The organism is Actinosynnema sp. NPDC059797 (assembly GCF_042732085.1).
Lineage (GTDB): Bacteria > Actinomycetota > Actinomycetes > Mycobacteriales > Pseudonocardiaceae > Actinosynnema.
Genome location: NZ_JBHWIE010000252.1, coordinates 1 through 10,394, shown reverse-complemented (window position 1 = coordinate 10,394; position 10,394 = coordinate 1). Strand labels below are relative to the sequence as shown.

Annotated in this window: 10 protein-coding genes; all 10 read right to left on the bottom strand. The window is 75.7% G+C overall.

The features are described from left to right. Positions 1 to 2,187, bottom strand: a 2,187-nt coding sequence (locus ACFV4N_RS33070; RefSeq protein ID WP_499676580.1) for an AMP-binding protein, incomplete at its 3' end; no start/stop codon positions are given. Positions 2,188 to 2,206: 19 nt separating this feature from the next. Next, entirely contained in the window at positions 2,207 to 2,983 is a 777-nt protein-coding gene (locus ACFV4N_RS33065) for an ABC transporter ATP-binding protein (protein WP_499676579.1), read from the bottom strand. Then, positions 2,980 to 4,002, bottom strand: a complete 1,023-nt coding sequence (locus ACFV4N_RS33060; protein WP_499676578.1) for a FecCD family ABC transporter permease — start codon at positions 4,000 to 4,002, stop codon at positions 2,980 to 2,982. The genes ACFV4N_RS33065 and ACFV4N_RS33060 overlap by 4 nt, the downstream gene beginning before the upstream one ends. Then, positions 3,999 to 4,994, bottom strand: coding sequence for a FecCD family ABC transporter permease (locus ACFV4N_RS33055; RefSeq protein ID WP_499676577.1), 996 nt, complete (start codon positions 4,992 to 4,994; stop codon positions 3,999 to 4,001). The genes ACFV4N_RS33060 and ACFV4N_RS33055 overlap by 4 nt, the downstream gene beginning before the upstream one ends. Further along, positions 4,994 to 5,998: an ABC transporter substrate-binding protein gene (locus tag ACFV4N_RS33050; protein WP_499676576.1), complete on the bottom strand. Its 1,005-nt coding sequence runs from the start codon at positions 5,996 to 5,998 to the stop codon at positions 4,994 to 4,996. The genes ACFV4N_RS33055 and ACFV4N_RS33050 overlap by 1 nt, the downstream gene beginning before the upstream one ends. 35 nt (positions 5,999 to 6,033) lie before the next feature. Then, positions 6,034 to 6,915 carry a siderophore-interacting protein gene (locus tag ACFV4N_RS33045; RefSeq protein WP_499676575.1) on the bottom strand — a complete coding sequence of 294 codons (882 nt, stop codon included), beginning with the start codon at positions 6,913 to 6,915 and terminating at the stop codon, positions 6,034 to 6,036. Further along, positions 6,912 to 7,148, bottom strand: a complete 237-nt coding sequence (locus ACFV4N_RS33040; protein ID WP_499676574.1) for a phosphopantetheine-binding protein — start codon at positions 7,146 to 7,148, stop codon at positions 6,912 to 6,914. The genes ACFV4N_RS33045 and ACFV4N_RS33040 overlap by 4 nt, the downstream gene beginning before the upstream one ends. Beyond that, entirely contained in the window at positions 7,145 to 7,819 is a 675-nt protein-coding gene (locus ACFV4N_RS33035; RefSeq protein WP_499676573.1) for an isochorismatase family protein, read from the bottom strand. The genes ACFV4N_RS33040 and ACFV4N_RS33035 overlap by 4 nt, the downstream gene beginning before the upstream one ends. A 2-nt stretch (positions 7,820 to 7,821) precedes the next feature. Further along, a complete protein-coding gene (locus ACFV4N_RS33030; RefSeq protein ID WP_499676572.1) occupies positions 7,822 to 9,474 on the bottom strand; it encodes a (2,3-dihydroxybenzoyl)adenylate synthase in 1,653 nt (550 codons plus the stop codon). Next, positions 9,471 to 10,394 (bottom strand): isochorismate synthase (locus ACFV4N_RS33025; RefSeq protein WP_499676571.1); only part of this gene is annotated, 924 nt, incomplete at its 5' end. The genes ACFV4N_RS33025 and ACFV4N_RS33030, both read right to left, overlap by 4 nt.

Genomic DNA, 10,394 nt, shown 5'->3' with positions numbered 1-10,394 from the left:
GAGCAGCAGGCCCGCGTCGATCAGCGGCGCGGCCATCGAGGGCGTGGTGTCCACGACGTCGATGCGGTCGCGCGCGTAGGCGGCCAGGAGGGCGTCGGCGTCGCGGGCCAGGTCGGCGTCGTAGACGTGCAGCTCGTGGCCGCACAGCAGCCACAGGAGCTGGTCGAGCGCGGAGTCGAAGGCGAACGAGTAGGTGTGCGCGACGCGCAGCCGCCGCCCGGCGGCCGCCGCGGTCTCCGCGACGGTGGTGGAGCGGTGGTGGTGCACGAGCGCGGTCAGGCCGCCGACGCGCCCCAGCACGCCCTTGGGCCGCCCGGTCGAGCCGGAGGTGTGGATGACGTAGGCGAGCCGGTCGGGGTGGCGGTCCACATCGGACAGCGGTTCGCCGCTCAGCGAAGCCAGTTCGGCCTCGGTCTCCGGCGAGTCGAGCCGGACGGTCCGCTGTGGACCGATGTCGGCGGTGGCCTCGACGGCCAGCACGAGCGCCGCGCCCGCGTCGGCCACGAGTTCCCGCAGCCGCTCGGCCGGGTGCTCGACGTCCAGCGGCTGGAACGCGGCGCCGGCGTCCAGCACGGCCAGCAGCGCCACCACGAGGTCGGCGGAGCGGGGCAGCGCGAGCGCCACCACGTCGTCCGCGCCGATGCCGCGCGCCCGCAGCAGCCGGGCCAGCCGGTGCACCCGGTCGACCAGCTCGGCGGAGGTCAGCCGGTCGTCGCCGGCCACCAGCGCGGTCGCGGCCGGGTCGAGGTCGGCCAGCAGGGCGGGCACGTCGCGCGGCGCGCCGGGCAGCGCGGCGGGCGACCACTCGGCGAGCAGCCGGGCCCGGTCGGCGTCCCCGACCAGGTCGATCCGGCCGACCGGCGGGTTCCCGGGGTCGGTGAGGCCGGCGAGCAGGCGGCGCAGCGCGGTCAGCTTGCCCTCCACGCCCGCCCGGTCGTGGGTGCGGGCGTCGACCTCGAAGCCCAGCAGCAGGCCGCCGTCGTGCGTCGGCAGCACGCTCAGCCCCATGTCCTCGGGCGGGCCGCCCGCGACGTTGCGCATGACGCCGGTCGCGCCCGCGAAGTCGATGGCCAGGTCGAACGCCTTGAGGTTGATCCCCCGGCCGTGCAGCAGCGCGCCCGCGCCGGGCACGGCCAGGTCGCGCGGCAGGTCCTCGCCCCGGTAGCGCTGGTGGGCGCGCATCTCGCGCATCACCGCCGCCACCCGCCGGCTCAGCTCGCCCAACCGGTCGTCGCCGCGCACCCCGACCCGCAGCGGCAGCACGTTGACGGCCATCGCGGGCGTGCGCAGCGCGACACCCGTGCGGCACATCAGCGGCAGCGCGAACACCACGTCGGCGCGGCCCAGCACCCGGTGCAGGAACGCGGCGTAGCAGGCGATCAGCGCCTCGCCCCAGGTGACGCCCTCGCGCTCGGCGGCGGCGCGCAGCCGCTCGAACTCGTCGGGCCCGACGACGGCGCGGGCGGTCAGCGTGCCGGCCGCCGCTCCCCCGTCCGGCGCGGGCGCGGCGGTGTCGTCCAGGTCGGGCAGGGGCGTGAACCGGTCGACCCAGTAGCGCCGGTCGCGCTCGGCCCGTTCGCCGCCCCGGTAGTCGAGGTCGGCCGCGACCAGGTCGGCGAACCGGCCGAAGGTCGACGGCGGCGGCTCCTCGCCCGCGACCAGGGCGGTGTAGCGGGCGGCCGTGCGGCGGGCGAGCATGGCCGCGGTGTAGCCGTCGAACACCAGGTGGTGGCCCAGCTGCGTGTACCAGACCTCGCGGTCGGACAGGCGGATCACGGTGTGCGAGAACAGGTCCCGGTCCACCATGCCCCGGCACGCCTCGGCCACGCGCTCCCGCTCGGCCGCCACGAACGCGTGCGCGGCGGCCTCCGGGTCGGCCTCGCCGCCCAGGTCCACGACCGGCGGCAGCGGCACCGGGTCGTCCGACACGACCTGGCGCGGCCCGTCCGGCGTGTCGAACACCCGCAGCCGCAGGCTCTCGGCCTCCTCGGTGGTGGCGCGGATCGCCTCGGCGAGCAGCCCGGTGTCGACGGGTCCGGCGCCGCGCACCTCGATGACGTCGCCGACCACGTAGTAGCGCGAGTCCGGTTCCAGCCGCTGGGCGTGCCAGATGCCGAGCTGGGCGCCGGTCAGGTCGAGGACCGGGTTCGCCGCGGCCGGGACGGGGTGGACGGGTGCGGTGGTCAACTGGGGCTCCTGGGATCTTCTACAGCGCCGGCACGACCATGGGCGTGCCCGTGACGGGGTCGGGGACGACGACGCTGGGCAGGTCGAAGACCTCCTTCAGCAGCGCGGCGTCCACCACGTCGGCCGGTGCGCCCTCGGCGACGACCCGACCCTCCTTCATGGCGACCAGGTGGTCGGCATAGCGGCACGCCTGGTTGATGTCGTGCAGCACGGCGATGACGGTGCGGCCCTCGTCGCGCAGCCGGGCCAGCAGGGTCAGCAGCTGGTACTGGTGGGTGATGTCGAGGAACGACGTCGGCTCGTCCAGCAGCAGGTGCGGCGTCTCCTGGGCGAGCACCATCGCCACCCAGACGCGCTGCCGCTGCCCGCCGGACAGCTCCTGCACGGGCCGGTCGGCCAGGTCCTCGACGCCGGCGAGGACCATCGCCTCGGCCACGGCGGCCTGGTCGTGCTCCGACCACGTGGACAGCAGCGACTGGTGCGGGAACCGGCCGCGGGCGACGAGCTGCCGCACCCGGATGTCCTCGGGCGCCACCGGGTCCTGCGGCAGGAAGCCCAGGACCCGGGCCAGCGCCTTGGTCGGGTACGTCCCGACCTCCCGGTCGTCGAGCAGCACCGCGCCCTCGGCGGGGCGCAGCAGCCGGACGAGCGAGCGCAGCAGCGTGGACTTGCCGCAGGCGTTGGGCCCGACGATGGCGGTGAAGGCGCCGTCGGGGATGTCGAGGCTCAGCCGCGTCGACACCACCCGGTCGCCGTAGCGCAGGGTCAGGTCCCTCGCGGTCAGGCGAACGGTCACGTGCGCCGCACCTCCTTCGTGAGCAGCCAGATGAGGTAGCAGCCGCCGATGGCGGTGCTCACCACGCCGACGGGCAGCGGGACGGGCGCCAGCAGCATCTGCGCGAGCAGGTCGGCGCCCTGGAGCAGCACCGCGCCGGTCAGCGCGGCGGGCAGCAGCGGGATGCCGGGCGAGCGGGCCAGCCGGCGGCCGATCTGCGGCGCGGCCAGCGCGATGAACGCGATCGGGCCCGCCACGGCGGTGACGGTGGCCGTGCAGCCCACGCCGATCAGCACCATCTGGAGGCGCAGCCGCTCCAGGCCGACGCCGGTGGTCACCGCGACCGCGTCGCCCAGCGACGCCTGGTGCACCGCCTGGGAGCGCAGCACCAGCAGCACCAGCAGCACGGCGATGATCGTGAACGGGATGCGCAGGTCGGCCCAGTCGACGCCGTTGAGGGAGCCCGCGCTCCACCCCACGGCGGCGATGGCGACCTCCAGCTCGGCGCGCAGCACGATCCACGAGTTGACGGCGGTGAGCGTGGCGTTGACCGCGATGCCGATCACCACCAGCCGCAGGCCGGACAGCCCGCCGCCCAGCGACAGCAGGTACACGGCCGCCGCGGCGAGCACACCGCCCACCACGGAGCCCGTGGCCAGTTGCGCGGACGTGCCGGACAGCACGGTGATCGCGATGAGCGCGCCGGTGTAGGCGCCCGCGTCGAGGCCGATCACGTCCGGGCTGCCCATGGGGTTGCGGGTCAGGTTCTGGAAGATCGCGCCGGCCACGCCGAGCGCCGCGCCGAACACCAGGCCCGCCAGGACCCGGGGCAGCCGCCACTCGCGGATCACCACGTTCGACCCGCCGCGCGCGCCGCCGAGCGCGTCGAACACCTTGGCGGGGCTCGCCCAGGTCGCGCCGTAGCACAGCCCGAGCAGGCCGAGGCCCGCCATCACCAGCACCAGGACGGCCGCCAGCAGCAGCGTCCGGCGCTCCACGTGCGCCGAGAGCCTCCCCCGGCGCAGGACCAGGGCGCTCACAGCGGCGCCGCCCCGTACCGCCGGACCGCCCAGACCAGCACCGGGCCGCCGAGGAACGCGGTCACGATCGCGACCGGCACCTCGCCGGTGGGCAGCAGGACGCGGGACCCGATGTCCGACACCAGCAGCAGCACCGGGCCGAGCACCGCCGCGTACGCGGTCAGCCACGGCACCGACGCGCCCGCCAGGCGCCGCGCCAGGTGCGGCACCATCAACCCCACGAACAGGATCGGGCCGGCCACCGCCGTCGCCGCGCCGGCCAGCACGGTGATCAGCACCAGCGTCGCCAGCCGCACCCTGGCCACGTTCGCGCCCAGGGCGTGCGCCGTGGTCTCGCCCAGCGCGACGGCGTCGAGCTGCCTGCTCAGCAGCAGCGCGCCGACCAGCGCGAGGGCGATCACCAGCAGCGGCCACCCGGTCGGCGCCTGCTCGCGGCCCGCCAGCGAGCCGACCGACCAGAAGCGGTACTCGTCGAACACGTCCGGCAGGAGCAGGCGCATCCCGAGGGACACGCCCGCCAGCACCGAGCTGAGCGCCACGCCGGTGAGCACCAGGCGCAGCGGCGAGCTGCGGCCCACCGAGTAGACCAGCAGCGCCGCCAGCACCGCGCCCAGCACCGCCACCGACAGCTCGCCGACCGCCGTCGCGGTCACGCCGAGCGCCGAGCCGACGGTGATGGCGAAGGCCGCGCCTGCGGTCACGCCGAGCACGCCCGGTTCGGCCAGCGGGTTGCGGGACAGCACCTGCACCAGCACGCCGGACACGGCGAGCGCGGCGCCCGCGCCGACGGCCAGGACGGCGCGGGGCACCCTGATGTCGCGGACCACGAGGTGGTCGCTGGACCCGTTGGGCTCCAGCAGCGCCCGGACGACCTCGACCGGTGCGATGGCGTGCGCGCCGACGCCGACGCTGAGCACCGCCACCCCGACCAGCAGGACCAGGGCGGCGACCAGCAGCACGACCCGCGCGCCCGACCGCCGGCGCGTCCCCATCACTTCCGCAGCAGCGGCGCGAACGCCTCGTCGGCGGCTTCCAGCGTCTTGAGGGCCGACTTGTAGGTGGCCGCCTCGGTGTAGCGCAGCGGGAACGCCTTGCCCGCCTTCACCGCGGGCAGCTCCTTCCACAGCGGCGAGTCCATGACGTACTTGACCGGCGCCGGGATCGAGCCGTCGGCGGCCACGGAGTAGGTGACCGCGTCGGCCTCGGCGAACGCGGCGGGCAGCTCCTCGATCGAGGGGTACTCGCTGACGTCCTTGGAGCCGCCGCCCTTGACCTTCACCTGGCCGTAGTAGTTGGCGCCCAGGTCCTGGGCGACGTTGGTGCCCCAGGAGCCGTTGAACTCGCGCTGGAAGTTGCCCTTGGCGACCTCGCCGTACGCGCCGACGTGGGCCAGCTTCAGCTGCGGCAGCACGGAGGCGTACTTGTCGGCCAGCTCCTTGGCCTTGGCCTCGTACTCGCCGCGCAGGGCGTCGAACCCGGCCAGCGCGCCGGCCGCGTCGGACTGCTTCTTGGACAGGTCGCGCCACATCGACGGCACCGACGGGCCGATGGCCACGACGGGGGCGATGGCCTCCAGCCGGCCCAGGTCGATGTCGGCCAGCACGGGCTTGGGCACGCCGATGACGATCAGGTCGGGGTCGGCCTGGGCGATGGCCTCGTAGTTGGTCTCCGCCGCCGACTCGCCCGCGACCTTGGGCAGCTCCTCGTACTTCTTGCGGTCCTCCTCGGTCATCAGCGGGATGCCGCGGTTCCAGCTGGAGATCCCGACGAGCGGCGCGTCCGCCTCCAGCAGGGCGGGCACCGCGTAACCGGTGGCCACCACCCGCTTCGGCGAGACCGGGATGGTGATGTCGCCGTTGTCGGCGGTGAACACCCGGGTCTCGGACCCCGTCTGGGCCGCGGGCGCGTCACCCCCGTCTTCGGAGCCGCAGCCGGTGGCCACGGCGAGGGCGACCGCCAGGGCGGCGGCGAGGCGGGGTGATCTGGCGATGGACATGCTCGTTCCTCGGGGATTCGGTGTTCTCGTGGGGGTCAGTGGTGGTGGTCGTGCTCGTGGTCGTCGTCGAAGTCGGCGACGCCGCGCTTCCAGTAGCCGGTGATGTCGTGGTCGGCCTTGGCCAGGCCCAGCTCGTCGCGCACCCAGCGGCGCAGCGGCTTGATCGCGCCCGCCTCGCCCGCGGCCCAGACGTAGACGCGCTCGCCCTCGGGCACCCGCACCGCGCGCACGGCGTCGGCCAGCGCGGTGGTGGAGCCGGCCGGCGCGTCGCCGCGGTGCAGCCAGCGCACCTCGACGTCCTCCGGCGCGGACAGCTCGATCTCCTCGCCCGCGTCGGCGACCTCGATGAACGCCCAGCCCGCCGCGGTGCGCGGCAGCTCCTCCAGCCACCGGGCGAGGGCGGGCAGTGCGGTGATGTCGCCGGCGAGCAGGTAGCGGTCGTAGTTGTGCGGGACGATCAGGCCGCCGGGCGGGCCGGCGACGTGGACCACCGCGCCCGGCTCGACCGCGCGGGCCCAGTCGGAGCCCAGCCCGCCGTCGTGCAGGGCGACGTCGACGTCCAGTTCGCCGGTCGTCGGGTCGTAGCGGCGCACGGTGTACTCGCGCGAGGTCGGCGACGGCTTCGGCCAGCGCAGCATCAGCCCGTTCGGCTCGGGCAGCCGCAGCGTGCCGTCCGGCTCGGGGAACAGCAGCTTGACGTGCTCGTCGGGCGAGTGCGCCTCGAAGCCCTCGGTGCCCGGCCCGCCCAGGGTCACCCGCAGCAGGGCCGACCCGACCATGGCGGTGCGCACCACCTCGACCTCGCGGACCCGGATCGGGTAGCCCACCTTCTCCGGGACGCGGCCCGCGCGGACCTCGGCGATCCGCTCCAGGTGCCGGTCGCGGTGGTCCGGGCGCCCCGCCTCGGTCCGGCTCACGCGCCCGCCACCAGTTCGGTCCAGCGCGCCAGGCGCGGGTCCTCGGCGAGGTCGGCGAACTCCAGGCCGGTCGCGCCCGCCGCGCGCCAGCGCTCGACCAGGCTCATGATCCGCATGGAGTCGAGGCCGAGGTCGAGCAGGTCGGCGTCGGCGTCCAGCTCGGCGGGTTCGATGCCGAGCAGGTCGGCGACGTCGGCGCGGACCCGCTCGGCGGACGGGGTGGTGGTGCTCATCGTGCTGCTCCGGCGGTGACGGGGGTGGACGCCGACAGCGCGGCCAGCGCGTCGGCGGTGGTGGTGACGACGCCGCAGCGCTGGGCGACGTACTCGCAGGCTTGGTCGTGCCGCTCGCGGGAGAAGTCGGCGACGGCGTCGCAGACCAGGAACGGCCGGATGTCGCGCATGAACGCCTCCACGGCCGTGGCCTGGCAGCCGATGTGCGCGTAGACGCCGGTGATCAGGAGCTGGTCGCGCCCGAGGGCGGCCAGGTCCTCGGCGAACTCGCTGCGCTGGAAGGCGCTGTAGCGCCACTTGGTCAGCACGGTGTCGCCCGGCTCCGGCGCCAGGTCGGCCACGATGTCGGCGGCGTGCGGGTCGGCGTCGATGACCCCGCCGATGCCCGCGCCCCAGAACTCGGTGAGCAGGCCCCGGTCGGCGGCCTCCGGCCGGCCCGGCTGCGCGGTGTAGAACACCGGCACGCCGTGCGTGCGCGCGGCGGCGATCAGCGCGGCGATGTTCGCCGTCATCTCGGGGACCGGCGAGCCCTGGTAGGGCGCCAGGAAGTAGCGCTGGGCGTCGTGCACCAGCAGCGCGGCGCGGGCCGCGTCGGGTCGCCAGGCCACCCGGCCGGGCGGCAACTCCGCCGCGGTGGGCATCGGGTAGGGCCGGATCTCCGGCAGGGACATGGTCACCCCTCCTTCGCCAGGGCGGCCAGCGCCGCCCTCAGCTCGCGCTTGCTGGTCTTGCCGACGCCGGTCACCGGGAACGCCTCGACCACCTGGACCAGGTCGGGCACCTTGAACGCGGCGACGCCGCGCTCCCGGACGAAGCGGCGCAGCTCGGGGCCCGTCGGCGCGGCGCCCGCCACCGGCACCACGTAGGCGCAGGTGCGCTCGCCCAGGTACTGGTCGGGCACCGCGACCACGGCGGCGTCGAGCACGTCCGGGTGGGCCATCAGGTGGTTCTCCACCTCTTCGGCGGCCACCTTCTCCCCGCCCCGGTTGATCTGCTCCTTGGCGCGGCCGACCACCTCCAGGTGCCCGGTCGGCGTGCGCCGCACCAGGTCGCCGGTCCGGTAGAAGCCGTCCTCGGTGAACGCCGTCGCGTTGTGCGCGGCGGCCCGGTAGTAGCCGCGGATCGTGTACGGGCCGCGGGTCAGCAGCGCGCCGACCTCGCCCTCGGGCACCACGTCGGTCGAGGCCGCGGCGGGGTCGTCCGGGTCGACCACGCGGATCTCGTCGTCGAGCGAGATCGGCCGGCCCTGGGTGGCCAGCACGACTTCGTCCGGGTCGTCGAGCCGGGTGTAGCAGACCAGGCCCTCGGCCATGCCGAACACCTGCTGCAACCGGCAGCCCAGCGCGGGCCCGATCCGCTCGGCCAGCTCGCGGCCGCACTTGGCGCCGCCGACCAGCAGGACCTCCAGGCTGGACAGGTCGCGGGAGGTGCGGGCGGCGGCCTGCACCCAGGCGGCGGCGAGCGGCGGCACGACACCGGTGATCGTCACGCGTTCGGCCTCGATGAGCCGGAAGGCGGTGTCCGCGTCGGGGCGCGGCGCGAGCACCGTGGCCGCGCCCGCGTGCAGCGCGCCGAGCACACCCGGCGAGCTGAGCGGGTAGTTGTGCGCGACCGGCAGCGCGGCCAGGTACACGCTGTCCGGGCGCAGCGCGCAGATCCGGGCGCTCTCCCGGACGCTGTAGAGGTAGTCGTCGTGGGTGCGCGGGATCAGCTTCGGCAGCCCGGTGCTGCCGCCGGAGAGCTGGAGGAACGCCACGCCCGCCGGGTCGGGGTCGGGCAGCTCGCGCGGCGCGGTGGCGGCCAGGTCGTCGAACTCGCCGGAGCCGACCACGAGCACGTGCCGCACCGAGCGCACGTCGGCGGCGACGGCGCGCGCGGTGGCGGCGTGGTCGTGCCGCTCGTGCTCGCCGACGGTGAGGATCGCGACGGCGCCGCTCTGCCCGGCGAAGTGCCGCAGCTCGCTGTCGCGGTGCGCGGGCAGCGCGAACACCGGCCAGGCGCCGACCCGCCACAGGCCGAACACCACCGGCACGAACTCGGGCACGTTGGGCAGCTGCACCACGACCCGGTCGCCGGCGCGGACGCCCAGCTCCACCAGGCCGGCGGCGATCCGGTGCGCCCGGTCGTCCAGCTCGGCGAAGCTCCAGCGAGTCGTCTCGCCGCCGCGCTCGCCGATCACGGCGGTGCGGTCGGCGTAAGCCTCGGTCAGCGAGGTGAGCAGCGCGCCGAAGGTCTGCCCGCGCCAGTGCCCCGAGGCGCGGTAGCGGGCCGCGACTTGCGGCGGCCAGGGCGTGTGGTCGGGTCCCCCGGTCGACGCGGCGCTCATGCCGTGCCCTCCAGCCCGAGCGCGCGCAGCAGCGTGCGGAACTTCGCGCTGGTCTCGGCCAGCTCCGCGGCCGGGTCCGAGCCGGCGACGATCCCGGCGCCCGCGAACAGCCGCACGGTCCGGTCGCACACCTCCGCGCTGCGGATGGTGACGACCCACTCGCCGTCGCCGTCGAGGTCGGACCAGCCGACCAGGCCGGAGTAGTAGCCGCGGTCCTCGGGCTCCAGCTCGGCGATCGCGGCGCGGGCCCGGCCCACGGGCACCCCGCACACCGCGGGCGTCGGGTGCAGCGCCTCGGCCAGCGCCAGCGCCGAGGAGCCCGGGTCGGTCGGGTCCGCGAGCCGGCCGGTGATCCGGGTGGACAGGTGCCACATGGTCGGCGTCCCGATCACCACCGGCTCGGCGGGCGCGTCCAGGTCGGCGCAGAACCGGCCCAGCACCTCGGCCACCTGCGCCGAGACGTGCGCGTGCTCGGCGCGGTCCTTGGCGGAGGCGAGCAGGGCGGCGACGCGCCTGCGGTTCTCGGCCTCGTCCGCGACGCGCGGCAGCGACCCGGCCAGCGGGTTGGCCACGACCTCGGTGCCGCGCCGGGACACCAGCAGCTCCGGGCTCGCGCCGACGAGGGTGCGCGGCGCGGGGTCGCCCGGCGCGCTCACATCGACGGCGAAGGCGTGCGCGGTCGGGTTGAGCCGCACCAGCCGGGACAGCAGCGCGGGCACGGGGACGGGCTGGTCCGCGGTGACCTCCAGGCACCGGGCCAGGACGACCTTGTCCAGCTCGCCCGCGCCGATCAGCTCCAGCGCGCGGCGGACGCCGGCGGCGTAGACCTCCGGCTCGGGCCTCGGCGTGATCGACCACGTGGCGGAGCCGAGGGGACCCGCCGGACCGCCGCCGTCCGGCGCGCCCGCCCGGCGCACCAC

What these genes read in the sequence shown, in the direction of transcription:
- ACFV4N_RS33040 (WP_499676574.1), bottom strand. Translation starts at nt 7,148, where the DNA reads ATGAGCACCACCACCCCGTCCGCCGAGCGGGTCCGCGCCGACGTCGCC.
- ACFV4N_RS33050 (WP_499676576.1), bottom strand. Translation starts at nt 5,998, where the DNA reads ATGTCCATCGCCAGATCACCCCGCCTCGCCGCCGCCCTGGCGGTCGCC.
- ACFV4N_RS33055 (WP_499676577.1), bottom strand. Translation starts at nt 4,994, where the DNA reads ATGGGGACGCGCCGGCGGTCGGGCGCGCGGGTCGTGCTGCTGGTCGCC.
- ACFV4N_RS33035 (WP_499676573.1), bottom strand. Translation starts at nt 7,819, where the DNA reads ATGTCCCTGCCGGAGATCCGGCCCTACCCGATGCCCACCGCGGCGGAG.
- ACFV4N_RS33030 (WP_499676572.1), bottom strand. Translation starts at nt 9,474, where the DNA reads ATGAGCGCCGCGTCGACCGGGGGACCCGACCACACGCCCTGGCCGCCG.